Consider the following 24,611-nt stretch of genomic DNA (forward strand, 5'->3'; position numbering starts at 1 on the left):
CGCCTTTACCGCTTGACGACTTAGGCGAGCAGCGAGGCCAGCTCCACGTGCTCCAGGCCGTGCGCCTCGGCGACCTCCCGGTAAACGACCTTGCCGTCATGGGTGTTGAGACCCTTGGCCAGCGCGGGGTCGCGGCGCAGCGCCTCGGCCCAGCCGCGGTTGGCCAGCTCCACGATGTACGGCAGCGTGGCGTTGGTCAGCGCGTAGGTGGAGGTGTTGGGCACCGCGCCGGGCATGTTGGCGACGCAGTAGAAGACCGAGTTGTGGACCGGGAAGGTCGGCTCGGCGTGGGTGGTCGGGTGGGAGTCCTCGAAGCAGCCGCCCTGGTCGATCGCGATGTCGACAAGGACACTTCCGGGCTTCATCCGGGACACCAGCTCGTTGGTGACCAGCTTCGGGGCCTTGGCGCCCGGGATCAGCACGGCGCCGATCACGAGGTCGGCCTCCAGGCAGGCCTTCTCCAGCTCGAAGGCGTTGGAGACGACGGTCTGGATCTTCGTGCCGAAGATCTTGTCGGCTTCCTTGAGCTTGGTGATGTCCTTGTCGAGCAGGGTGACGTGGAAGCCCAGGCCGATGGCGATCTGCGCCGCGTTCCAGCCGGAGACGCCGCCGCCGATGACGACGGCGCGGCCCGCGAGCACACCGGGGACACCGCCGGGCAGCACACCGCGGCCGCCGTTGGCGGCCATCAGGTGGTAGGCGCCGACCTGGGGGGCGAGGCGGCCCGCGACCTCGGACATCGGGGCCAGCAGCGGCAGCGCGCGGCTGGGCAGCTCGACCGTCTCGTAGGCGATGGCGGTGGTGCCGGACTCGATGAGCGCGTCCGTGCACTCCTTGGAGGCGGCCAGGTGCAGGTAGGTGAAGAGCGTCTGGTCCTTGCGCAGGCGGTGGTACTCCTCCGCGATCGGCTCCTTGACCTTCAGGAGCAGGTCCGCGGTGGCCCAGACCTCGTCGGCGGTGTCGAGGATCCGCGCACCGGCCGTGACGTACTCCTCGTCGGGGATCGAGGAGCCGACGCCGGCGTTGCGCTCGACGACGACCTGGTGACCGTGGCGCACCAGCTCGTGCACGCCGGCGGGTGTGATGGCCACCCGGAACTCGTTGTTCTTGACCTCGCGGGGGATGCCGACCTTCACGTGGATCACGGTCCTTGGCTCAGAGGATGGGCTATTACAAGGCATACCCGCTCAAGCGCGGGCACACCGGGAGAGACCGCAGGAGAACGTGCGGCAGAGCCAGTTTAATGAAGGTGTTCCGTCTGTCTAGCCTTTCAAAGCACTAATCTTCAGACATTGCGCTGCGGATTTCGCAGGCGTCTGCGGGATCTTCCCTCAGCATCCGTTCGGCCGCGCCCCGCTCCAGTCCCGCCGCGGCGGGGTCACCGAGCCGGTCGAGCGTGTCGGCGAGCCGCAGGTGCAGTGCGGCCTGGAGCCGTACGTCCTCGGCCCGGCGGGCCCAGTCGACCGCCTCCCGGCAGGTGCGCAGCGACTCCTCGGGCCGCCCGGCGTACTCCTGGACCCGGGCCAGCTCGGACAGCGCCCGCGCGTGCGCGGCCACGTCGCCGGCCTTGCGGTGTCCGGCCACCGCCGCGCGCCAGGCGCGCACCGCCTCGCCGTAGCGTCCGGCGTAGGTGTGGGCGGTGGCGAGCCGGCCGTAGACCCGGGCGGCGTCGGCGCGCTCGTCCCGGGCGAGGCGCTCGGCGAGGGCCCGGCCGAACCAGTCGGCGGCCCGGTCGTAGTCCCCCAGCTCCAGATGGGCGCCGCCCACGGATTCCATCGCGCGGCCGGTCGCGTACGGGTCGTTCGCCTCCCGTCCGGCGTCCAGCGCGGCCCGGTAGCGCACCAGCGCCTCGGCGGTACGGCCGGTGCGGGCGTCCAGGTCGGCCAGGTTCAGCAGGGCCGCCGCCTGCTCCCGGGGCAGTTCGCGGCGCTCGGCCACGTCGAGGACGAGCCGGTGGATCCCGTACAGGTCGGGGGCCGCGGCCCGGGTGCCGAAGTGGGCGACCATGGCCCGCACCAGCTGGGACATGAGCCTGCGGGCGAGGGTGTCCAGCTCGCCGTCGGCGACCGCGAGGCGGGCCGCCGCCAGCAGGGCGGGGCGCCGGGCGCGCAGCCAGTCGGCGGCGGCCCTGGGGTGCGGGAAGCGCAGGTCGCGCGGTGTGCCGAGGAGCTTCTCGCGGGCCTGCGGGCTGTCGGTCTCGGTGACCGCCCGGCAGGACTGGAGCAGCCGCACGGTCCGCTCCAGCATGCGGGCACGGGCCAGCTGCAGCTCGGCGGGCCGGTCGTGCTTGCGGGCCAGGGCGCCGAGCCGGCCGTGCAGGCATCCGGGGACCTCGTACTCGGGCAGCGCCGAGTCGACGGCGCGCAGCAGGCCGTGGGCGACGAAGTCGTCCAGGGTGGTGCGGGCGCCGCTCACCGAGCAGCCGGCGAGCGCGGAGGCGGTGTGCGGGTCGACCAGGCCCGCCGGGGCGAGGGAGAGCAGCCTGAGCATGCGGGCGGCGGTGCTGGGCAGGGAGGCGTAGACGAGGCCGAAGACCCGGCCGAGGGCGCCCGACTCGTCGCTCTCCGCGTGCACGTGCTTGGCGAGGTCCGCGACGGCCGCCTGGGGCCGGGCCGCGAGCCAGCCGCCGGCCAGGGTCAGCGCGGCGGGCTGGGCCTGGCACAGCTCGACCAGTTGCTCGGCGGCCCGGGGGTCGACGGTGATGCGGACCGAGCCGGTGTGGCGGGAGAGCAGTTCCACGGCCGACTTGGTGTCCAGGCCGCCCAGCGTGCACGGTCGGACGTCCGCGATGCCGGTCAGCGGGCCCTCGGCCACGGCGACGGCCAGGCAGTCCGGGGTGTCCGGCAGCAGCGCGTCGACCTGCTCGGCGTCGGCGACGGCGTCGAGCAGGAGCAGCACCCTGCGGTCGGCGAGCGCGGCGCGCAGGGCCTCGGTGAGGTCGTCCTCGTCGGCGCCGGGCGGCGCGGTCCGGTCCAGTGCGGCGAGCAGCTCCCGGGCGAGGCGTTCGACGGGGACGCGGGTGCCGTCCGGCTCGCTCAGCCGGGCCCGCAGCACGCCCTCGGGGTAGTCGTGCGCGACCCGCGCGGCCAGCTCCTCGGCGAGCGCGGTGCGGCCCGAGCCGGGACGGCCCGCGATGAGCAGCACGCGCGCGCGAGGTGCCTTGCGGCCGGAGAGGGTGTCGAGCCCGGCGCGCTCGATGTCGGCGCGCAGCTCCTTCAGCTCCCGGGTGCGGCCCAGGAACCCGCTCTCCGCAGCAGGGTCCTGGGACAGTCGTACGCCGTCCGTGTCCACCGCCTGATCCGTCACGGGCCACACTCCCGATCCCACCGCACGCCGGTGCCCGCCGGAAGCCCGGTTCGGGCGTTTGAGAGCCTAGTTCACGCTCTGCGACGTTCCCGGTGGAGCGCGGCGGGCACATCCCCCGATCGGATCAGCCGATGGTCACACCGGCACGGGTTCCAAGGCCGTCCTCAGGCCTCGAAGGGGCGGGCCGGCCACGGCGCCAGGGCCGGACGGAGCGCGTCGAGTCCGTCACCCTGCTCCGCCGCGACCAGCGAGAGCACGCCCACGACCAGGCAGTTGTTGTGCAGCTCGCCCGCGAGCACCCCCCGGACCAGATCGGCGAGGGGGACTCGCGCCAGCTCCATGTCGGCCTCTTCGTCCTCGACCTCGAAGCGCTCCCCGGCGGCCTCGGACAGGTCCCGGGCGAGGAAGATCCGTACCGCCTCGTCGCAGCCGCCGGGGGTGGTGTAGACGTCGGTCAGCACCCGCCAGTCCTCGGCCTTGACGTGCGCCTCCTCGTACAGCTCGCGCTGGGCGGCGTGCAGCGGGTTCTCGCCGGGGACGTCGAGCAGGCCGGCCGGGATCTCCCACAGCTTCTCGCGCACCGGGTGCCGGTACTGCCGGATGACCAGCACCCGGCCCTCCGCGTCCAGGGCGAGGACGGCCACCGAGCCGGGGTGGACCTGGTAGTCGCGGGTCACCACGGAGCCGTCGGGCATCACCACGTCGTCCGTGCGGACCGAGGTCTTCTTGCCCCGGAAGGGCGTCCGGCTGCCCCGGATCTCCCACTCCTGAGGGGTGTCCTTGATCGTGCTGCCCGTCATCGGTGACCTGTCCTTCCAGAGGTACGCGAAAGCCGGGGCCCGCGCCCTTGAGTGCGCGCGCCCCGGCCACCGTACAACTGGTGTGTTACTTCGACGTCTTCCGCTCGACCGCGGCCTTGACCAGCCCGGCGAAGAGCGGGTGCGGGCGGGTCGGGCGCGAGCGCAGCTCCGGGTGCGCCTGGGTGGCGACCAGGTAGGGGTGGACGTCGCGCGGGTACTCGACGTACTCGACGAGCTTGCCGTCCGGGGAGGTGCCCGAGAAGACGATGCCGGCCTTCTTCTCCAGCTCCGCGCGGTAGGCGTTGTTCACCTCGTAGCGGTGGCGGTGCCGCTCCTCGACGTACTCCTTGCCGTCGTAGACCTCGCGCACGATCGAGCCCTCGGCCAGCTTCGCCGGGTACATGCCGAGCCGCATGGTGCCGCCCATGTCGCCCTCGCCGGCCACGATGTCCAGCTGCTCGGCCATGGTGGAGACGACCGGGTGCGCGGTGGCGGGGTCGAACTCGGTGGAGTTGGCGTCCGCGACACCGGCCAGGTTGCGCGCCGCCTCGACGACGATGCACTGCAGGCCGAGGCAGAGGCCGAGCAGCGGGATCCCGTTCTCCCGGGCGTACTGGATCGCGCCCACCTTGCCGGTCACACCGCGCTCGCCGAAGCCGCCCGGGATGCAGATCGCGTCGACGTCGCCGAGCTGCGCCCTGGCACCGGCCGGGGTCCTGCAGTCGTCGGAGGTGACCCACTTGATCTTCACCCGGGCCTTGTTGGCGAAGCCGCCCGCGCGCAGCGCCTCGGTGACCGAGAGATAGGCGTCGGGCAGGTCGATGTACTTGCCGACCAGGGCCATGACGATCTCGTGCTCGGGCTTGTGGACCCGGTCCAGCAGGTCGTCCCAGGTCGTCCAGTCCACGTCGCGGAACGGCAGGTCCAGCTTGCGGACGACGTAGGCGTCCAGGCCCTCGGTGTGGATGACCTTCGGAATGTCGTAGATGGAGCGGGCGTCGGGGCAGGCCACCACGGCCGCCTCGTCGACGTCGCACATCAGGGAGATCTTGCGCTTGATCGCGGTCGGGACCTCGCGGTCGCAGCGCAGGACGATCGCGTCCGGCTGGATGCCGATGTTGCGCAGGGCCGCGACGCTGTGCTGGGTGGGCTTGGTCTTCAGCTCGCCCGACGGGCCGATGTAGGGCAGGAGCGAGATGTGCACGACGAACACGTTGTCGCGGCCGACCTCGTGCCGGACCTGGCGGACGGTCTCCAGGAACGGCAGCGACTCGATGTCGCCGACGGTGCCGCCGACCTCGGTGATCACGACGTCGACCTCGTCCGTCGCCATGCGGCGGATGCGGTGCTTGATCTCGTTGGTGATGTGCGGGATGACCTGGACGGTGTCGCCCAGGTACTCGCCGCGCCGCTCCTTGGCGATCACCGTGGAGTACACCTGGCCGGTGGTGACGTTGGCCGAGCCGTCGAGGTCGCGGTCGAGGAAGCGCTCGTAGTGGCCGATGTCCAGGTCGGTCTCGGCGCCGTCGTTGGTGACGAACACCTCACCGTGCTGGAAGGGGTTCATCGTGCCGGGGTCGACGTTCAGGTACGGGTCGAGCTTCTGCATCACGACGCGCAGGCCCCGGGCCTTGAGCAGCATGCCGAGGCTGGAGGCGGTGAGCCCCTTGCCCAGCGAGGAGGCGACACCCCCGGTGACGAAGATGTGCTTGGTCGTCGAAGATTTGGGCGGCATGGCCAAGAGGGGGCTCCCGTGGTCGCGGTCTGGGGTGCGGTGCGTTCGTCCTCCGCCCCGGTCGTCCCGGGTGTCGTCGGCGGCGCCGTCGCTGCGGTTCCGGGGTTCTTCTCCCACCGGTCCACGGGCTACCAGCGTATCAGCGCCTCGGGGCGATGGCGTCCGGCCACCCTCCGCGCACGCCCGGACACGCAGGTGGGAACGTCACCGCTTCCTCACTCGCCGGTCACCCGTTCGGCGGACCCGGGTTGCCCGGAGCGGCACACAGATCATCTACGTGCGTCGTATCCTGCTCGGACGTTCGCTGCCGAGCCCGCCCGGCGACACGGCACCACCCCTCGCCCGTCAGCACCGGAACAACGAGAGCTCGTCAGTTCGTTGAGCAACAATTGTCGTTCGGGGCACCACGTTTGGCTGCACGGCCGGACGGCTGCTTTGCTTCATGACTCAACGAGGCATGGCACGCGGGACACCCGTCCCCGACCCATATTCCTGACCCACATTCCTGACACACACCCCTGACCCCACCCTTGACCGCTGACCGCACTAGCGACCGCCCCCATGCGGGGTGACGTGGCCGTTCGACTGGAGTTGCACGTGGCCGGGCGCATCGAAGACTACGCACTCATCGGAGACATGCAGACCGCCGCGCTGGTCTGCCGGGACGGCACAGTCGACTGGCTGTGCCTGCCCCGCTTCGACTCGCATGCCATCTTCGCCGGCCTGCTGGGCACCGGGGAGCACGGCTTCTGGCGGCTCGGCCCCGCGTACGCCCCCGGCGCCGAACCGCCCGCCTCCGCCCGGCGCACCTACCGCGGCGACTCCCTGATCCTGGAATCCGAGTGGGACACCCCGCGCGGCACCGTCAGAGTGATCGATTTCATGCCGCCGCGCGACGGCGCGCCGCAGCTGATCCGGATCGTGGAGGGCGTCTCCGGCCGGGTGCCGATGCGCTCGGAGCTGCGGATGCGGTTCAGCTACGGCCGGGTGGTCCCCTGGGTGCGCAAGCAGGAGGGCCGCACGGTGGCCGTCGCGGGCCCGGACTCCGTGTGGTTCGACACGGAGGCGGAGACCTACGGCAAGGCGCTGACCACGTACGCGGACTTCACGGTGGCGCCGGGCGACCGGATCGCGTTCACCATCTCGTGGGAGCCCTCGCACAAGGAGCCGCCGGCGCTGCCGGAGCCCGAGCAGTCGCTGGTGGCCACCGAGGACTTCTGGCGCGACTGGGTCGAGCACTGCACGTACCACGGCCCCTACCGGGAGGCGGTGGTCCGCTCCCTGATCACGCTGAAGGCCCTGACGTACGCCCCCACCGGCGGCATCGTCGCCGCGCCCACCACCTCCCTGCCGGAGGACATCGGCGGCGTCCGCAACTGGGACTACCGCTACACCTGGCTGCGCGACGCCGCGATCACCCTGTCCTCGCTGCTGCGCACCGGCTACCGCGAGGAGGCCCGCGCCTGGCGCGAGTGGCTGCTGCGCGCGGTCGCCGGCGACCCGGAGAACCTGCAGATCATGTACGGCATCGCCGGCGAGCGGGAGCTGGGCGAGGCGGAGCTGGACTGGCTGCCCGGCTACGAGAACTCGACGCCGGTCCGGGTCGGCAACGGCGCCGCCCACCAGCTCCAGCTGGACGTCTACGGCGAGGTGACCGAGGCCCTGCACCTGGGCCACATGACGGGCCTGGCCCGCAACGACTACGCCTCGGTGCTCCAGCTCAAGCTGATCCGCTACCTGGAGGACCACTGGAACGAGCCGGACGAGGGCATCTGGGAGGTGCGCGGCCCGCGCCGCCACTTCGTGCACTCCAAGGTGATGGCCTGGGTCGCCGTCGACCGCACCATCAAGCTGATCGAGTCCGGCGACGCGGACGGCCCGCTGGAGCGCTGGAAGCAGCTGCGCGACGACATCCACCGGGACGTGTGCGAGAAGGGCTACGACAAGGAACGCAACACCTTCACGCAGTCCTACGGCTCCCAGGAGCTGGACGCCTCCCTGCTGCTGATCCCGCAGATGGGCTTCCTGCCGCCGGACGACAAGCGGGTGATCGGCACCATCGAGGCCATCCAGCGCGAGCTGTCCACCTCGGACGGCTTCATCCTGCGCTACCCGACGGACGGCAAGGACGAGGGCGTCGACGGTCTGCCGGGCGACGAGGGCGCCTTCCTCGCCTGCTCGTTCTGGATGGCGGACGACCTGGCGATGATCGGCCGGGTGGACGAGGCACGCAAACTCTTCGAGAAGCTCCTCTCCCTGCGCAACGACCTCGGCCTCCTCGCCGAGGAGTGGGACCCACGCCTGCAGCGCCAGGTCGGCAACTTCCCCCAGGCCTTCAGCCACGTGCCCCTGATCGACACGGCCCTCAGGCTGACGGCGAGCGGCGCCTACGGCGGCTGACCGGGCCCCGGCCCCACGCGGCCGGATGCCCGGTGCTGCCGGGGCCGGTCCCGCCGGAGGGCCGGTGCTGCCGGGGCCCGGTGGCTGTGGCCCGTTCAGGGGGCCAGTGCCGTCAGGGTCCGTTCGCCGCCCGGGTCGCCCGCCGTCGCCGGTACCAGGGCCATCTCGTCCAGGCCCGCCTCGGCGTAGGCGTCCATCCGGGCCCGTACGGTGTCCGGGCCGCCGATCAGGCCAACGGTGGCGGCCGCCTCTTCCGGCAGCGCCCGCAGCAGGGTGTCCGCGTCGGCTCCCGTACGGGCCAGCGCGACCGCCTCGCCGAACCCGGCCTCCTCGAACATCTCGCGGTAGCCCGGCACCGTGAGATAGCCCACGACGCTGCGCATGACCTGGGTGAGGGAGGCGGGGTCGGGGTCGACGGCGGCGGGCACCCAGGCGGCCAGCACCGGCGGGGTCCGGCCGGCCGCGTCGGCCGCGGCGAGCAGCTTGGCGCGCAGGGCGCGCACCTGCTCGGGCGAGACCACGTCGAGGAGCATGCGGTCGGCGTACCGGACGGCGACGGAGATCGCGCGGTCGCCGAAGGCCGCCACGGTGAGCGGACCGCCCGGCGGCCGGTGGCGGCGCGGGAAGGCGCTGCCGGGCACGACGGGCTCGCCCGGCGCACCGTGGAGCAGCTCCCGCAGTGCCGCGGCGGTCGCCTCCAGTACGGCCGCCGGACGTTCCCGGGCCCGGCCGTGCACGCCCTCGACCACCCGCTTGCTGGACGTGCCCAGCGCCACACCGACCGGGCGGCCGGTGACCGCGGCCACCGAGGCGGCGCCCCGCGCGATGCCGTGCGGGTCGCGCACCGACACGGCGACCGGCCCGGCGGTGAGCGCGATCCGCCGCGTGCCCGCTCCGACGGCCGCGGCGAGCACGAACGCGTCCCAGGTCGGCCCCTCCCCCAGCCACACCTCGCGGTATCCCAGCCGGTCTGCCTGTCGCGCCACCCGCAAGGGCTCGTCGAGGGGGGCGGTGTCCTCACGTGCGGCGGCCACGACGGTGATGTCCATGTCGGGTGCCCTACCCGCCGGGCGCCCGCCGACGCGCGGGAGACCGGGTGGATGACCCGGGTGGGTCTCCCGCGCGGGTCTCCCGGGTGGATGTCCCGGGTGGGACGCGCCGGGTAGCGTCCGGCCCATGGACAGCGGCACGAACAGCGGATTCGACACGCAGGGCGCCGGAATCACCGTGCGCCGGGCCCTGGAGCTGCCCGGGCTGCGCAGCGGTCTGCCGGAGATCCTCGCGGGCGCCGACCGCATGCAGCGCACGGTGCGCTGGGTGCACGCGGGCGAGGTGCCCAACATCGCCTCGCTGCTCAAGGGCGGCGAACTGCTGCTGACCACGGGGTACGGCCTCGGCACCCGTCCCGCCGAGCAGCGGGCGTTCGTGCGCACGCTGGCCGAGCGCGGCATCGCGGCCCTCGTCGTGGAGCTGGGCCCGCGCTTCACCCGGCTGCCCGCGGCGCTGGTCGACACGGCCCGCGCGGCCGGGCTGCCGCTGGTGCAGCTGCACCGCGAGGTGCCGTTCGTGGCGGTCACCGAGGAGATCCACACCGAGATCGTCAACGGCCACTACGCGCTGCTCCAGCGGGCCGAGGAGGTGCACCGCCGCTGCACCGAGGCGCTGCTGGGCGGCGGCGGAGTCCCCCAGGTCCTCGCCATCCTGGCCGACTTCGCCGGCAACCCCGTCTTCCTGGAGACCACCGACGGCCGCCTGCTGTACGCCGCCGGTGCCGGGCCCGAGGGGGCCGACCCGCTCCAGGTCTGGGAGGGGCTGCGGGACCCGCACAAGGACGCGCCGCCCCCGGCCGGCTCGGTCCTCGTGGACGTGCCCGGCGGCGGACCCGGCGCCGGGTCGGTGCGCGCCCGCCTCGTCCTGCTCCCGGTACGGTCCTCGCCCGCGCCGGTGCACCGGATGGCGGCGGAGCGGGCGGCGGGCATCCTCGCCGTGGTGCTGATGCAGGCGCGGCAGGAGGAGGAGCTGGCGGCGCGCGGGCGGGGCGACTTCCTCACCGACCTCGCCGAGGGCCGGATCACCGCCGAGGACGCCCCCGCGCAGGCCCGCGTCCTCGGCTTCAAGCCGGGCGCCGGTCCGCTGCTCCCGGTGGTGATGCGGCTCGGCGACGCGCTGTCCCCGGCGGGCGGCGGCTGGGCGGTGCTGGCCCGCGCGGTCGCCGAGGAGCTGGCGTCGGTGGGGGTGCCGGTCCTGCTGGGCGTACGGCCGGTGGAGGGCCGGGTCCCGCTGCTGCTGGGGCTGCGCTCGGAGTCGGAGCGGGCCGCGGTCGCCGACCGGGTCGCGGCGGCGCTGCGGGCGGGCGTGGAGCGGGCCGGGATGCGGCGTCCCGGGGCGCAGCCCCCCGTCGTGGTGGTCGGGGTGTCCGGCGGCTGGGCGGCGGCCTCGGCGGGCCTGCGGCACGCGGCGGAGACGGCGACCGCGGCGCAGGGCCTGACGGACCGGCCCTGGTACGACGCGCGGCGCCTGGACATCGACCTGCTGCTGTGGCGGCTGCGCGACCACCCGGACCTCGCGGCGTTCGTGGACCGGGCGATCGGCCCGCTGCGGGACCACGACGACCGCTCCAAGCCGCCCCTGCTGCCCACCCTCCAGACGTACTTGGCCCACGCCGGGCGCAAGGCGGAGACGGCCCGCGAACTCCACCTCAACCGGCAGACCCTCTACAACCGGCTCGCCAGGATCGGGGAGTTGCTGGGCACGGACCTCGACGACCCGCAGACCGTACTGGCGTTGAGCCTGGCCCTGCGCGCCCGCCGGCACGTGCCGTAGACGGCGGGGACCGGGCGGTGCGGCGGCGGGGACCGGGCGGTGCGGCGGCAAGGCCCGGGAGGGTGCGGCGGCAGCGCCCCGGCCGGTGCCTAGAGCAACGGCGTGGGCTGCGTCAGCTCGTCGTAGATGCTCAGCACCTGGGCGACGGTCTCGTCCTCGGTCGGCCACGTGGCGGCCTGCCGCGCGCCCCGCTCGCGGAGTTCGTCCTGCCGCGCGGGGTCGCCGAGCAGGCGGACCACGGCGTCGGCGAGGGCCTCCGCGTCCCCGGGCGGGACGAGTTCGGCGGCGTCGCCGACCAGCTCGGGGATGCCGCCGACGGCACCGGCGACGAGCGGTACGCGCGCGTGGAGCGCTTCCTGGGCGAGGACGGAACGCCCCGGCTCCCGGCGGCTCGGCAGCAGCGCGAGGTCGGCCGCCACCAGCAGGTCGGGCACGTCGTCGCGGCTGCCGGCGAGCACCACCGGCAGCCCCTCGTCCTCGATCCGGCCCTGCAACTCGCCGCGCAGCGGCCCCTCCCCGGCGACCACCACCAGCGGCGCCGGGTCGAGGCGGCGCCACACGCGGGCGGCGTCGAGCAGCACGTCGTACCCGCGGTGCCGTTCGAGCGATCCGACCGCCACCAGCAACGGCCGGTCGATGGCGCCGAGTTCGGCCCGGACCTTGGGACGCAGCGGGTCGGGGTCGTCGGATCCGGCCGGCGGGCCCGGCCGGGCGGGAAGTGCGACGGGGCCGAGGCGGGCGTCCCTGGCGCCCGTCCGGCGCGCCCCGTCGACCAGTTCCGAGGTGGCGCCGAGCACGACGGTGGCGGCCTTCATGACCCGCCGCTCCAGCACGCGCAGCAGCTGGCCGCGGGCTCCCTCGGCGTGCGCGCGGTCGTGCCAGGTGACGACGAGCGGAGTGCGTACCCGCCGTCCGCCGAGGGCCAGGGCGGCCCGGAAGGAGGCGTGCAGTCCGTGTGCGTGCACCAGGTCGGCTTCGGCGCACACCGTCCGCAGCGCGGCCACCGAGACGGGATCGCTGCTGCGCGGCACGTGCACGTGGTCGGCCCCGGCGCCGGTGAAGTCGTAGGTGCACTCCGCATCGGAGGGGGCGCACACCGTCACCTTCACGCCCCGCGCGACGAGCCCCGCGGCCAGTGAGCGCACGTGCGCGCTGCTGCCGGCGTTGCCGCCGCCCAGCACCTGCACGGTGCGCAGCGGCGACTGGCCGTGCGGTGAGTGGCTGCTCACGGGGGTCACCTGGCCGGGGCTCCTGGTTCGGCGGGAGACGGTCACGAAGGACGTGGGGACGGTCACGAAGAACGTACAGAAGGATGGTGCGGACGGGGTGCGCCGGGCGGTTTCCCGTGCGCCGCTCCGTCAAGGATGCCAGGCCGCACGGGTGTTCCGGGAACGGCGACCGCCACGACCGGACGGCCGGCGGGACAACGACACGGAACCACCTCACTCGTACGAGTGAACGTCATGCCGTCGCACCGGCCACCCGGCACGTACGTCCGGGGAACCGACGCAGTACGCCCGCCCCGACCCCGGAGTCCCTACCGGTCGGCCCGGGCCGTTTCCAGCAGTTCCTCCGCGTGCGCGCGGGCCGTCTCCGAGTCCTCCTGCCCGGCGAGCATCCGGGAGAGTTCCCGGACGCGTTCCTCGCCCTCCAGGACCTTCACGCCGGAGCGGGTCACCGAACCGTCGTTCGTCTTCTCCACCAGCAGCTGCCGGTCGGCGAACGCGGCCACCTGCGGCAGGTGCGTAACGACCACGACCTGCGCGCTCCTGGCCAGCCGCGCCAGGCGCCGCCCGATCTCCACCGCGGCCTTGCCGCCGACCCCGGCGTCGACCTCGTCGAACAGGTACGTCGGCACGGGATCGGTGCCCGCGAAGACGACCTCCACGGCCAGCATGACGCGCGACAGCTCGCCACCGGACGCGCCCTTGGCGATCGGCCGCGGCGGCGCGCCGGGGTGCGGGGCCAGCAGCAGCTCCACCTCGTCCGCGCCGGACGGCCCGTACGCGACCGTACGCCCGCCGACCTCGACGCCCTCCGGGTCCTCGGTCTGCCGGATCGCGAAGGACACGCGCGCGTGGGGCATGGCGAGCGACGCCAGCTCGGCGGTCACCGCGGCGGCGAACCGCTCGGCGGCCTCGGTCCGCGCGTCGGTCAGCGCCTGGGCGAGCCCGCCCAGTTCCGCCCGCAGCGCGTCCCGCTCGGCGGTCAGCTCGCCGATCCGCTCGTCGTCGCCGTCCAGCTCGGTCAGCCGCGCGGCACTCTGCCCGGCCCAGCTCAGTACGGCCGCGACGTCCTCGCCGTACTTCCGCGTCAGCGCGGTGAGCGCGGCCCGGCGCTCCTCGACCGCCGCCAGCCGCAGCGGGTCGGCGTCCAGGTCGTCGGCGTACCCGGCGAGTTCCCCGGCCACGTCGCGCAGCAGGATGCCGACCTCGCCGATCCGCTCGGCGAGCGCCGCCAGCGCCGGGTCGTGGGACCGCACGGCGTCCAGGGCCCGCTGCGCGCCCGCGACGAGCGTGGCGCCGTCCACGCCCTCGGGGTCCTCCGGGTTGCCCGCCAGGGCGGCGTGGGCGACCGCGGCGGCCGACGCGAGCGCCTCGGCGTGTCCCAGCCGCTCCGCCTCCTCCGCCAGCTCCACGTCCTCACCGGCGCGCGGCTCGACCGCGGCGATCTCGTCGAGGCCGTAGCGCAGCAGATCGGCCTCCTGGGCGCGCTCACGCGCGCGCGTGGTGATCTCCTCCAGCTCACGGGCGACGGCCCGCAGCCGGCGGTAGGCCTCCGCGTACTTGGCGAGCGGCCCGGCGACCGCGTCGCCCGCGTACCGGTCCAGGGCCTGCCGCTGCCGGTTCAGCTTCAGCAGCCCCTGCTGGTCGGTCTGCCCGTGCACGGCGACCAGCTCGTCGGCCAGCTCGGCGAGCATCCCCACCGGCACCGACCGCCCGCCCAGGTGCGCGCGCGATCTCCCCTCGGCGGACACGGTACGGCTGATCAGCAGCGCCCCGTCGTCCAGCTCGGCCCCGGCCTCCTCGGCCCGGACGGCGGCCGCGGCGCCGCCGGGCACGCTGATGCGCCCCTCGACGACCGCGTTCTTCGCCCCGATCCGCACCAGCGCCGCGTCCGCGCGTCCACCCAGGAGCAGCCCGAGGCTGGTGACCACCATGGTCTTGCCCGCACCCGTCTCACCGGTGACAGCGGTGAACCCGGGCGACAGCTCGACCACGGCGTCATCGATGACTCCGAGCGACCGTATCCGCATCTCCTCAAGCACGGACACGACCATACGAGGTCGAGGACGCGAAGCGCACACAGGCTGCCCTTGCAACGCCGTCCAGTGCATGCCGCTCAGGGGCGCGGGGAACGGCGCGACCAGCCACGGACAGCCCGCGGTCGGACCGCAACAGAACCACCCCTTCGAGACCGCTAATGGGGCGCCCCGCGCCATCCGGAAACAGGCAACGCGAACTTCGCCACCAGCCGGTCCGTGAACGACGCGTGATGCAGTCGAGCCAACCGCACCGGCACCGCCCCCCGCCGCACCTCCACCCGCGCCCCCGGCGGCAGCTCGACCGTCCGCCGCCCGTCGCACCACAGCACCCCCGGCGGGACGTGCGGCAGCACCTCCACCGCGAGCACCGAGTCCGGGGAGGTCACCAGCGGCTTGGCGAACAGCGCGTGGGCGCTGATCGGCACCATCAGCAGCGCCTCCACCTCGGGCCACACCACAGGACCGCCGGCCGAGAAGGCGTACGCCGTCGACCCGGTCGGCGTGGACAGCACGATGCCGTCGCAGCCGAACCCGGTCACCGGCCGGCCGTCGATCTCCAGCACGACTTCCAGCAGCTTCTCGGCACCGGCCTTCTGCACGGCCGCCTCGTTCAGCGCCCAGTCGGTGTGCACGATGTCGCCGTTGCGGTGCACGACGACGTCGACGGTCATCCGCTCCTCGACCTCGTAGGCCCGGTTCACCACCCGGTCGACGACCTTGTCGAGGTCGTCGCGCTCGGCCTCCGCGAGGAAGCCGACCCGGCCGAGGTTGACGCCGAGCATCGGCACGCCCGAGGCGCGGGCGAACTCGGCGCCGCGCAGCAGCGTGCCGTCGCCGCCCAGCACGATCAGCAGCTCGCACCCGTCCAGGCACTGCGGGGTGGCCTCGCCGACCAGCCCCACCTCACCCGGCAGCGGCAGGTCGCGCGCCTCCGCCTCCAGGACCCGTACGCCGATCCCGGCCCGCAGCAGCCCCTTGACCACCAGCTCCGCGCTGCGGATGGCAGCGGGGCGCCCGGTGTGGGCGAGCAGGAAAACAGTACGCGCTCGGTTCTGTGTCAACGCGGCCCCTCCGCCACTGCACGGTCAACATCGGCCGGGTCCAGTTCACCGGCACCGGCCCGCAGCCACAGAAAGTACTCGACGTTCCCGGAGGGACCCGGCAGCGGACTGGCGGTGACCCCCTTCACCCCGAGCCCCAGCTCCCAGGCCTTCCGCGCGACTCCCCGCACGGCCTCGGCCCGCAACTGCGTGCTGCGTACCACTCCCCCGCTGCCCAGCCGTTCCTTCCCTACCTCGAACTGCGGCTTCACCATCATCACCAGGTCGGCGCCCGGCCGGGTGCAGCGCACGAGGGCGGGCAGCACCAGTCCGAGCGGGATGAAGGAAAGATCCCCCACGACAAGGTCCACGGGCTCCCCATCGATCGCTTCCGGCGTCAACTCCCGTACGTTCGTACGGTCCTTGACGGTGACGCGTTCATCCTGCCGCAGACTCCACGCGAGTTGTCCGTATCCCACGTCCACGGCGACGACGTGCGCGGCGCCCGCCCGCAGCAGTACGTCGGTGAAGCCGCCGGTGGAGGCGCCGGCGTCCAGGGCCCGCCGCCCCTCGACGACGAGTCCGCGCGGTACGAAGGCGGCGAGGGCCCCGGCGAGCTTGTGGCCGCCGCGCGAGACGTAGTCGGGGTCGGCGTCGTCGGCGGTCACGACGATCGCGGCGGCGGTCTCGACCTGCGTGGCGGCTTTGGTCGCGACGGTCTTGCCGACGGTGACCCGCCCGGCGGCGATCAGCTGGCTCGCGTGCTCGCGCGAGCGCGCCAGCTTGCGGCGCACCAGCTCCGCGTCGAGACGGCGGCGTGCGACTCCTGCCACGTTCGGTTCAGCTCCTGCGGTCGTACGGCGATGGCGGCGGGGGCGCCGGTGGTCCCGGGCGCCCCGGAGGCTCCGGAGGTCCCGGGCGGGCGTCGAGCGCGGTGAGCGCGTCGCGCAGCCCCCGGTGTACATCCTCGTACACCTCGACGTGTCCGTCGGTGGCCAGGTGGTCGGCGTCGGCCAGCCGCGCCAGTCCGGCGTCGACCTCGGCGTTCCCGGTGGGGTCGCGCGGGACGCCCAGCGGGGCGGGGGCCGCGGGCTCGTACCCGGGGTCGGTGCGCACCCCGGGCTCCGCCTGCTCGGGCTCGGTCTCCGGCTCCGGTACTGCGTCGCTCATGCCCCGACGCTACCGCGTGGCGCTGGGGTACGGTCGGTCCCGATGGCGACGACTGAGGAGTGCCGTGCCGCACTCGACAAGCTCTCTGACCACATGCGGAGCGCCGAAGGGGACGTACGGTCGGCCGCGGAGCTGGACCGCTCGGTGAGCTGTCACATCACCGACCTGGACGTCACCTTCGCCGGACGGATGGCGGACGGCCGCATCGACGTGCGCGAGACCCTTGCGGGGCCGCCGCGCGAGAAGGCCGAGATCAGGCTGGCGATGACCGGCGACGACCTGGTCGCCCTGGTCGCGGGCGAGCTGAACTTCGCCAGGGCCTGGGGTTCGGGCCGGGTGAAGCTGGAGGCCGGCCTGCGCGATCTGTTCCGGCTCAGGAAGCTCCTGTAGCGACCGCCTTCGCTTGCTTGGTCACCTGCTCGTTCTCCTGCTTGGTGCGCCCCTTCCGGGCGGCCGGCACCACCAGCGGCGTACCCGTCTCGGGGTCGTCGATGACCTGGCAGCGCAGCCCGAAGACCCGCTCGACCAGGTCGGCGGTGACGATGTCCTTCGGCGCGCCCTCGGCGATGATCTCCCCGTCGCGCAGGGCGATGAGGTGGGTGGCGTAGCGGGCGGCGTGGTTGAGGTCGTGCAGCACGGCCACGAGGGTGCGGCCCTGCTCCTCGTGCAGTTCCGCGCACAGGTCGAGGACGTCGATCTGGTGCTGGATGTCCAGGTATGTCGTCGGCTCGTCGAGGAGCAGCAGCGGGGTCTGCTGGGCGAGCGCCATGGCGATCCACACGCGCTGGCGCTGTCCGCCGGAGAGTTCGTCGACGTAGCGGTCGGCCAGCTCCGAGATGCCGGTCTGGGCCATCGACTCCTGCACGACCCGCTCGTCCTCGGTCGACCACTGGCGCAGGATGCCCTGGTGGGGGTAGCGGCCGCGGCCGACGAGGTCGCCGACGGTGATGCCGTCGGGCGCGATGGACGACTGCGGCAGCAGGCCGAGGGTCCGGGCGACCTGCTTGGCGGGCATCGACTGGATGACCGACCCGTCGAGCAGCACCCGGCCCCGGCTCGGCTTGAGCATCCGTGACAGAGCGCGCAGCAGGGTGGACTTGCCGCACGCGTTCGGGCCGACGATCACGGTGAAGGAGTTGTCGGGTATCTCCACCGACAGCTTTTCCGCGATGACCCGTTGGTCGTAGGCGAGGGTGACGTTCTCGGCGGTCAGGCGGTTCACGTTGCTGTTGCTCCTTCGGTTGTTCGGCCCGCCGCGGCGGCCGGTGCCGGCGCTCATATCCGGCCCGCCTTGCGCTCGGTGACCAGCAGCCACAGCAGGTAGACGCCGCCGAGCACTCCGGTGACGACGCCCACGGGCAGTTGCTCGGCGCCGAAGACCCGCTGCGAGATGAAGTCCGCGCCGACCAGCAGGGCGGCGCCCATGCACAGGGACGGCAGCAGGTTGGGGCCGGGCGAGCGGGTCAGGCGCCGGGCGAGCTGCGGCGCGGTGAGCGCCACGAAGCTGACCGGCCCGGCGGCGGCGGTGGCCGAGGCGGTGAGCAGTACGGCGGCCACCATCAGCAGCGCCCGCACCCGCTCGACGCGCACCCCCAGGGCGTACGAGATGTCGTCGCCCATCTCCATCATCCGCAGCGCCCGTCCGTTGGTGAGCACGAGCGGGACCAGCACGGCGCACAGGCCGAGCAGGGGCCAGACCTGGTCCCAGTCGCGGCCGTTGAGGGAGCCGGTCATCCAGACGACGGCGCGGGAGGCGTCGACGATGTCGGCCCGGGTCATCAGGTAGCCGTTGACCGCCGTGACGATCGCGGACACGCCGATGCCGACCAGGACCAGTCGGTATCCGTGCACGCCCCGCTTCCAGGCGAGCAGATAGATGGCCAGACCGGTCACCAGGCCGCCGGCCAGCGCGCCGACGGTCACCTGGGCCGAGCTGCCGGAGAACAGGACGATCATGATGAGCGCACCGGCCGTGGCGCCCTGCCCGAGGCCGAGTACGTCCGGACTGCCGAGCGGGTTGCGGGAGATGGCCTGGAAGAGGGCACCGCCGACGCCGAGCGCGCCCCCGACCAGCAGTCCGACCAGGACCCGCGGCAGCCGCAGCTCCTTGACGATGAACTCCTGCCCGGCGTTGCCCTGGCCGACCAGGGTCTTCAGCACGTCGACGGCCGGTATGTCGAAGTCGCCGGTGCCGATCAGCAGCACGCTCGCGGCGAGCGCGAGGAGCAGCAGCAGCGCGACGACGACGACGGCCCGCACGTCCAGGCGCAGGGACAGCCCACCCGGAGTGCGCACGGCCCGGTTGCTCTTCATGGTCTTCGCGTTCTTCACGGTCTTCCCGTTCTTGGCGGTCATCCCGTTCTTCGCGGTCCTCACAGCTGGGCCGTCCTCCGCCGTCGTACGAGAAAGATGAAGACCGGCCCGCCGAGGACGGCGGTGACGATGCCGACCTGAAGTTCCGAGGGCCGTGCGACGATCCGGCCGAGGACGTCCGCGCCGAGCAGCAGCACCGGGGACAGGATCGCCGCGTAGGGCAGGATCCAGCGCATGTCCGGTCCGGTGAAGGAGCGGACGATGTGCGGGATCATCAGCCCGACGAACACGATCGGCCCGCAGGCGGCGGTCGCGGCCCCGCACAGCACGGTCGCGGCGAGCATGGACAGCGCCCGGGTGCGGTTCAGGTTGGCGCCGAGGGCCTTGGCGGTGTCGTCGCCCATCTCCATGGCGTTGAGCGGCCGGGCGAGCGCGAGGGCGAGGACCGTGCCCACCACGAAGAACGGCAGCACCTCCCGGATGGTGCCGGTCGTCGCCGAGGCGAGCGAACCGACCGTCCAGAAGCGCATCCTGCCCAGCGCCGCGTCGTCCATGATCATCACGGCCTGGAGGTAGCCGAAAAGGGCGGCGCTGATCGCGGTGCCGGCCAGGACGAGCCGCACCGGCGTCGCCCCCCGGCTGCCGCCCAGGAACCAGACCAGCGCGCCGACCCCCGCCGCACCGGCGAAGGCGAACCAGACGTACCCGGTCAGCGAGGTGACGCCGAAGAAGGTGATGCCCGTGACCACGGCCGCCGAGGCGCCCGCGTTGATGCCGAGCAGTCCGGGGTCGGCCAGCGGATTGCGGGTCAGCGCCTGCAGCACGGCTCCCGCGAGGCCGAGGGCCGCGCCGGCCAGCAGACCGAGGACGGTGCGCGACAGCCGCTCGCCGACCACGACGTCGCCGTAGGTGCCCGAGTCGTGGAAGAGGCCGTGCCAGACCTCCGCCAGGGACAGGTCCTTCGCACCGATCGCGATGCTCGCCAACGTGACGAGCACCAGGACCGCCACGGCGACGGGCAGCCCCGCGGCGCGCAGGACACGGCGCTTGGAGGGCGGCGCGGGAGCGGTCTCCGCGCGCTGTTCGGGGGGACTGTCGACCAACACGCAGTTAGGTTAGCCTACCCTGCCAATCGATCACGATCCCCGAGCCTTCCCGAGGCCGCGGGACCGGCACACCCCGGCCCACCCCGGAACACCCGGGGACGCTCGGGCCGGTGAACGGCTGACCGGCTTGATGGGCTTGATGATCTTGATGGGCTTGATCGGGTGCCAACGGGCGCCTTCCCCGTACGCCGTCTCACAACCCCAATCGCGCCAGTGCCTTCCCCGAGTCCAGCCCGCACCCCTGCTCTCCGCCCGCCGTCCAGGCCGCCGCGCACAGGACGCGCAACCCGTCCAGCGCCGCGCCGTCGCCGTCCAGCTCCAGCCGCTCCCCGCCGGCCGTCGCCGTCCAGCCTCCGCACCGGAAGCCCTCCTCCGCGTCACCGGTGACCTCCGGCTGTCCGGTGAGCAGCCCGCGCAGGTCGGCGTCGACGTACGTCGGCCGGTGCCGCGGCGGCGCCGCCAGCAGCTGCGCCCCGTCGGTCACACCGGTCAGGACGAGCAGCGAGTCGACCTCCCCGTTGAACGCCCCCTCGATGTCCGTGTCCAGGCGGTCGCCCACCACCAACGGGCGCCGGGCGCCGGTCCGCAGGATCGTCTCCCGGTGCATGGGCGGCAGGGGCTTGCCCGCGACCTGCGGCTCGGCGCCGGTCGCGATCCGCACGACCTCCACCGCGGCGCCGTTGCCCGGGGCGATCCCACGGGCGCCCGGGATGGTCAGGTCGGTGTTGGAGGCGTACCAGGGCACGCCCCGCGCGATCGCGTAGCAGGCCTCGGCGAACCGCCCCCACGGCAGCTCCGGCCCGCCGAACCCCTGCACCACGGCCGCCGGATCGTCCTCGGCCGACTCCACGGGCTCGAGACCGCGCTCCCGCAGCGCCACGCGCAGCCCTTCACCGCCGATCACCAGCACCCGCGCCCCCTGGGGCAGCTGCTCGGCGATCAGCCGGGCCACCGCCTGCGCCGACGTGATGACGTCCTCGGCCCCCGTCGGTATGCCCAGCTCGGTCAGGTGCGCCGCCACCACGTCGGGGGTCCGGAGCGCGTTGTTGGTGACGTAGGCCAGGCGCATCCCGCCGTCGCGGGCCGCGGCGAGGGAGTCGACGGCGTGAGCGATCTCGTTCCCCCCGGCGTACACCACGCCGTCCAGGTCGAGCAGCGCCGTGTCGTACGCCTCACTCAGGTGCGGCCCACTGCCCGCGGGCCTCGTCCTGACGCTCCGGCTCATTGCGCATCGCTCCTCGTTCGTCGCCTTTCCCCCGATCATCCCCCATGCCACTGACACACGTACGATGCCGGGATGAACTCTGCAGGTCACCCGGAAGCAACGGCGCGCCGGGGCCTGGAACTCACCCCGTTCCGAGGCCTCCGCTACGACCCCGACCGGGTCGGCAGCCTGGCCGCCGTGACCTCCCCTCCCTACGACGTCGTGGTCCGCCCCGACGGCCTGCTCCACCTCGAGTCCGCCGACCCGTACAACATCGTCCGGCTGATCCTGCCCCAGGCCGCCACACCCGAGGCGCGCAACGAGCAGGCCGCCCGCACCCTGCGGCGCTGGACGGCGGAGGGCGTCCTGACCACCGACCCCGAACCGGGTCTGTACGTCTACGAACAACGCGACCGCGAAGGCATGCTGCAGCGCGGCATCATCGGCGCCCTGCGCGTGTCGGACCCCTCCGAGCAGGTGGTGCTGCCGCACGAGGACGTCATGCCGCACGTCGTCGCCGACCGCGCGGCACTCATGCGGGCCACCCGGGCGAACCTCGAACCCCTCCTCCTGACCTACCGGGGAGACGACGGGACACCGGCCACCACCGCCCTCGTGGAACGCACGGCCGAGCAGCCGCCGCTCCTCTCCACGACCACGGAGGACGGCTTCTGCCACCGTCTGTGGTCGGTGACCGACCCGGACACCGTGGCCCGCGTCCGGACCGAGCTGTCCCGGCACCAGGCCCTCATCGCCGACGGCCACCACCGCTGGGCCACCTACCGCACCCTCCGCGCGGAGCACCCTTCGCCCAGCCCGTGGGACCACGGCCTGGTCCTCCTGGTCGACACGGCCCGCTACCCGCTCCGGGTCCGCGCCATCCACCGGCTGCTGCACGGCGTCCCAGTGCACGAAGCCGTGGCCGCCCTCGCCGGACACTTCCGCGTCCGCCGCCTCGGCACGTCCCTGGACGAGTCACTGGAAACCCTGGCGAAGGCGGCCGACGCGGGCAACGCCTTCCTCCTCGCGGGCGACGGCGCCTTCCACCTCGTAGACCTGCCCGAGCCCGGGCTGCTGGCCCGCACGGTCCCCACCGACCGGCCCGAGGCCTGGCGCACGCTGGACGCCACCGTCCTGCACGCCACGCTCCTCGCCCACGTCTGGCACGTCCCCGACGACTCGGCGTCCCACATCTCCTACATCCACGACACGACGGCCACCGTCGAGAAGGCCGAGCGCGACGGCGGTACGGCGGTGCTGATGCACCCGGTCCGCGAGGAGGTCGTCCGCGAACTGGCCCGACAGGGCGTCACGATGCCCCGCAAGTCGACGTCCTTCGGCCCGAAACCGGCCTCGGGCCTGGTACTGCGCCCACTCGACGCCTGAGACGGCCTGACGACACGCCGAGGGGGCGGGTCCGTGAACCGGTCCCGCCCCCTCGACTCGCCGCCAGGCCATCAGTCCTTGTCGCCGTCCTCGGCGGAAGGGCTCTCCCCTTCGCTCTCGGACTCGCCCTCGTCCAGGGCGTCCATGAACTCCACGCCGTCCAGCTCGGCGAGCCGGTCCGAGGCGTCCGTGCTGCCGTCCCGGTCCGACTCCACGGCCTTCGCGAACCACTCCCGCGCCTCCTGCTCCCGGCCTGCGGCCAGCAGCGCGTCGGCGTAGGCGTACCGCAGCCGCGCGGTCCACGGCTGTACGGAGTTGGAGGCCAGCTCGGGGCTCTGCAGCGTCACGATCGCCGCGTCCAGCTGCCCCATGTCACGCCGGGCACCGGCCGCCACGAGGCGCATCTCGACCTGACCGGCCTTGTCCAGCTTGTGCACCTCGGGGGCACCGGCCATGTCCAGCGCCTTCTCCGGCCGGCCGAGCCCGCGCTCGCAGTCGGCCATGACCGGCCACAGCTCCACGGAACCGGTCATCCGCCGAGCGGCCCGGAACTCCGCCAGCGCCTCGGCGTACTTCTGGTTGGCGTACGCGGCGAACCCGGCCGCCTCCCGTACGGCGGCGACGCGGGACGCCAGGCGCAGGGCGACCCTGGAGTAGCCGTACGCGGCCTCCGGGTCCTCGTCGAGCAGCCGGGCGACCATCACCAGGTTCCTGGCGACGTCCTCCGCGAGCGTCTTGGGCAGGCTCTGCAGCTCCTGCCGTACGTCCTTGTCGATCTCGTCGCCCGTGACCTCCTCGGGGATCGGCAGCCGCTTGATCGGCTCCCGGTCCCGGTCACGGTCACGCTCCTCTCGGAAACGGCCCCCGCCGCCCTGCCGGTCGTCCCGGCCCCGGTAACCGCCGGGCCGCCCTCCGCGGTCGTCACGACGGGGCCCACGCCCCCCGCGGTCGTCGCGCCCGCGGAACCCACCGCGGTCACCACGGTTGTCGTCCCGACGGTCGTCACGCCGGCCGAATCCGCCGCGCTCACCACGGTTGTCGTCCCGACGGAAGCCGCCACGATCGTCCCGACGGTCATCGCGACGGAAGGCAGGACGGTCATCGCGCCGGTCATCGCGACGGAAGGCAGGACGGTCATCGCGCCGGTCGTCCCGACGGAAGGCCGGACGATCATCCCGGCGGCCGTCGCGGCGGTCATCCCTGCGGTCATCCCTGCGGTACGAGGGACGGTCACCGCGGTCACCGCGGTCGTCACGACGGTACGAGGGGCGGTCGCCCCGGTCCCCGCGTTCACCACGGTCGTCGCGGCGGAAGGACGGACGGTCACCACCACGGTCGTCCCGGCGGAATCCCCGGTCGCCCCCACGGTCCCGGTCGTCCCGACGCCCGTACCCGCCACCGCGGTTGTCCTCGCGACGCCCGTCGCGGCGGTCATCACGGCGATCGTCACGACGGTCGTCCCGGCGGAACCCACCGCGCTGCCCACCACGGTCATCGCGCCGATCGTCACGACGGTCGTCGCGCCGATCGTCACGCCGGAAGGCGGGTCGGTCGCCACGCTCTCCGCGGTCGTCACGACGGTACGAGGGGCGGTCGCCCCGGTCATCGCGACGGAAACCCCGGTCGCCCCCACGATCGCGATCGTCCCGACGCGGCCCACGGTCTCGATCGTCCCGGCGGAAGCCACCACGCTGTCCGCCACGGTCATCGCGCCGATCGTCACGACGGTCGTCCCGGCGGAACCCACCACGGTCCCCGCGCTGATCCCTGCGGTCACCGCGGTCACCACTGTCCCGTCGGCGCTGGTCGCGCTCCGGTCGGTCGTCGGGAGAGTTGGTGGACATGGGTGACTCCTGTCTTCGGTACCGCAAGTCATTCTCGCGCAGCCGGGTACCCGGTGCGCCCTGGAAAAACGAAAGGACCCCTGGTCCCCAGCTGAACGCTGGGGACCAGGGGTCCTTCCCAAAGATTGTTCGGCGGCGTCCTACTCTCCCACAGGGTCCCCCCTGCAGTACCATCGGCGCTGTAAGGCTTAGCTTCCGGGTTCGAAATGTAACCGGGCG

The 24,611-nt window shown here is 73.4% G+C and carries 20 protein-coding genes and 1 rRNA gene; 4 read left to right on the forward strand and 17 right to left on the reverse strand.

Going from position 1 to position 24,611, the window contains the following annotated elements:
• Window positions 1-20 precede the first annotated feature (20 nt).
• The 4 genes from ald to ACH4D3_RS24035 form a co-directional block, all read right to left on the reverse strand.
• The gene (gene ald, locus ACH4D3_RS24020; protein ID WP_331481935.1) at window positions 21-1,145 is read right to left on the reverse strand and encodes an alanine dehydrogenase; all 1,125 of its coding nucleotides are present in this window, start codon (window positions 1,143-1,145) and stop codon (window positions 21-23) included.
• A gap of 133 nt (window positions 1,146-1,278) precedes the next feature.
• Entirely contained in the window at window positions 1,279-3,306 is a 2,028-nt protein-coding gene (locus ACH4D3_RS24025; RefSeq protein ID WP_398325257.1) for a tetratricopeptide repeat protein, read from the reverse strand.
• Window positions 3,307-3,470: 164 nt separating this feature from the next.
• Complete coding sequence (locus ACH4D3_RS24030) at window positions 3,471-4,106, reverse strand: NUDIX domain-containing protein (RefSeq protein WP_398325260.1); 636 nt, start codon at window positions 4,104-4,106, stop codon at window positions 3,471-3,473.
• Window positions 4,107-4,191: 85 nt separating this feature from the next.
• Complete coding sequence (locus ACH4D3_RS24035) at window positions 4,192-5,841, reverse strand: CTP synthase (RefSeq protein ID WP_398325263.1); 1,650 nt, start codon at window positions 5,839-5,841, stop codon at window positions 4,192-4,194.
• A gap of 597 nt (window positions 5,842-6,438) precedes the next feature.
• Between ACH4D3_RS24035 and ACH4D3_RS24040 the strand changes: the two genes are divergently transcribed.
• Entirely contained in the window at window positions 6,439-8,241 is a 1,803-nt protein-coding gene (locus tag ACH4D3_RS24040; RefSeq protein WP_398325355.1) for a glycoside hydrolase family 15 protein, read from the forward strand.
• Window positions 8,242-8,336: 95 nt separating this feature from the next.
• Here the strand turns inward: ACH4D3_RS24040 and ACH4D3_RS24045 are convergent, their stop codons facing one another.
• Window positions 8,337-9,290, reverse strand: coding sequence for an LLM class F420-dependent oxidoreductase (locus ACH4D3_RS24045; RefSeq protein ID WP_398325266.1), 954 nt, complete (start codon window positions 9,288-9,290; stop codon window positions 8,337-8,339).
• Between the two features lie 127 nt (window positions 9,291-9,417).
• Between ACH4D3_RS24045 and ACH4D3_RS24050 the strand changes: the two genes are divergently transcribed.
• The gene (locus tag ACH4D3_RS24050; protein WP_398325269.1) at window positions 9,418-11,064 is read left to right on the forward strand and encodes a PucR family transcriptional regulator; all 1,647 of its coding nucleotides are present in this window, start codon (window positions 9,418-9,420) and stop codon (window positions 11,062-11,064) included.
• Between the two features lie 89 nt (window positions 11,065-11,153).
• On the opposite strand, the gene ACH4D3_RS24055 is transcribed toward ACH4D3_RS24050, so the two are convergent.
• From ACH4D3_RS24055 to ACH4D3_RS24075, 5 genes are all read right to left on the reverse strand, one after another.
• A complete protein-coding gene (locus tag ACH4D3_RS24055) occupies window positions 11,154-12,302 on the reverse strand; it encodes a glycosyltransferase family 4 protein (protein WP_398325358.1) in 1,149 nt (382 codons plus the stop codon).
• A gap of 299 nt (window positions 12,303-12,601) precedes the next feature.
• Complete coding sequence (gene recN, locus ACH4D3_RS24060; protein WP_398325271.1) at window positions 12,602-14,344, reverse strand: DNA repair protein RecN; 1,743 nt, start codon at window positions 14,342-14,344, stop codon at window positions 12,602-12,604.
• Window positions 14,345-14,484: 140 nt separating this feature from the next.
• Window positions 14,485-15,390, reverse strand: a complete 906-nt coding sequence (locus ACH4D3_RS24065; RefSeq protein ID WP_356868411.1) for an NAD kinase — start codon at window positions 15,388-15,390, stop codon at window positions 14,485-14,487.
• On the reverse strand, window positions 15,387-16,202 hold the full coding sequence (locus ACH4D3_RS24070) for a hemolysin (protein WP_398325274.1): 816 nt from the start codon (window positions 16,200-16,202) through the stop codon (window positions 15,387-15,389). Before ACH4D3_RS24070 ends, ACH4D3_RS24065 begins: the two co-directional genes overlap by 4 nt.
• Before the next feature lie 7 nt (window positions 16,203-16,209).
• Entirely contained in the window at window positions 16,210-16,539 is a 330-nt protein-coding gene (locus tag ACH4D3_RS24075) for a hypothetical protein (protein ID WP_398325277.1), read from the reverse strand.
• 42 nt (window positions 16,540-16,581) lie between these two features.
• On the opposite strand from ACH4D3_RS24075, the gene ACH4D3_RS24080 reads away from it, so the two are divergent.
• Window positions 16,582-16,929: an SCP2 sterol-binding domain-containing protein gene (locus ACH4D3_RS24080; RefSeq protein WP_127895515.1), complete on the forward strand. Its 348-nt coding sequence runs from the start codon at window positions 16,582-16,584 to the stop codon at window positions 16,927-16,929.
• On the opposite strand, the gene ACH4D3_RS24085 is transcribed toward ACH4D3_RS24080, so the two are convergent.
• The 4 genes from ACH4D3_RS24085 to ACH4D3_RS24100 all read right to left on the reverse strand — a co-directional run bounded on the left by ACH4D3_RS24085 (window position 16,913) and on the right by ACH4D3_RS24100 (window position 21,183).
• Window positions 16,913-17,818, reverse strand: a complete 906-nt coding sequence (locus ACH4D3_RS24085) for an ABC transporter ATP-binding protein (RefSeq protein WP_398325281.1) — start codon at window positions 17,816-17,818, stop codon at window positions 16,913-16,915. The two genes, ACH4D3_RS24080 and ACH4D3_RS24085, sit on opposite strands and share 17 nt — an antisense overlap.
• Window positions 17,815-18,852, reverse strand: coding sequence for a FecCD family ABC transporter permease (locus tag ACH4D3_RS24090; protein ID WP_398325361.1), 1,038 nt, complete (start codon window positions 18,850-18,852; stop codon window positions 17,815-17,817). The genes ACH4D3_RS24085 and ACH4D3_RS24090 overlap by 4 nt, the downstream gene beginning before the upstream one ends.
• A 59-nt stretch (window positions 18,853-18,911) precedes the next feature.
• On the reverse strand, window positions 18,912-19,958 hold the full coding sequence (locus ACH4D3_RS24095) for a FecCD family ABC transporter permease (RefSeq protein ID WP_398325284.1): 1,047 nt from the start codon (window positions 19,956-19,958) through the stop codon (window positions 18,912-18,914).
• A gap of 193 nt (window positions 19,959-20,151) precedes the next feature.
• Window positions 20,152-21,183, reverse strand: coding sequence for an HAD hydrolase-like protein (locus ACH4D3_RS24100; RefSeq protein WP_398325286.1), 1,032 nt, complete (start codon window positions 21,181-21,183; stop codon window positions 20,152-20,154).
• 72 nt (window positions 21,184-21,255) lie between these two features.
• On the opposite strand from ACH4D3_RS24100, the gene ACH4D3_RS24105 reads away from it, so the two are divergent.
• Window positions 21,256-22,548 carry a DUF1015 domain-containing protein gene (locus ACH4D3_RS24105; RefSeq protein WP_398325289.1) on the forward strand — a complete coding sequence of 431 codons (1,293 nt, stop codon included), beginning with the start codon at window positions 21,256-21,258 and terminating at the stop codon, window positions 22,546-22,548.
• 71 nt (window positions 22,549-22,619) lie between these two features.
• Here the strand turns inward: ACH4D3_RS24105 and ACH4D3_RS24110 are convergent, their stop codons facing one another.
• From ACH4D3_RS24110 to rrf, 3 genes are all read right to left on the reverse strand, one after another.
• Window positions 22,620-23,357, reverse strand: a complete 738-nt coding sequence (locus ACH4D3_RS24110; RefSeq protein ID WP_398325364.1) for a hypothetical protein — start codon at window positions 23,355-23,357, stop codon at window positions 22,620-22,622.
• The gene (locus ACH4D3_RS24115) at window positions 23,249-24,325 is read right to left on the reverse strand and encodes a hypothetical protein (RefSeq protein ID WP_398325366.1); all 1,077 of its coding nucleotides are present in this window, start codon (window positions 24,323-24,325) and stop codon (window positions 23,249-23,251) included. Before ACH4D3_RS24115 ends, ACH4D3_RS24110 begins: the two co-directional genes overlap by 109 nt.
• A gap of 194 nt (window positions 24,326-24,519) precedes the next feature.
• A 5S ribosomal RNA gene (gene rrf, locus ACH4D3_RS24120) occupies window positions 24,520-24,611 on the reverse strand; the annotation flags it as partial.

The organism is Streptomyces sp. NPDC018026 (assembly GCF_044327745.1).
Lineage (GTDB): Bacteria > Actinomycetota > Actinomycetes > Streptomycetales > Streptomycetaceae > Streptomyces > Streptomyces rubrogriseus.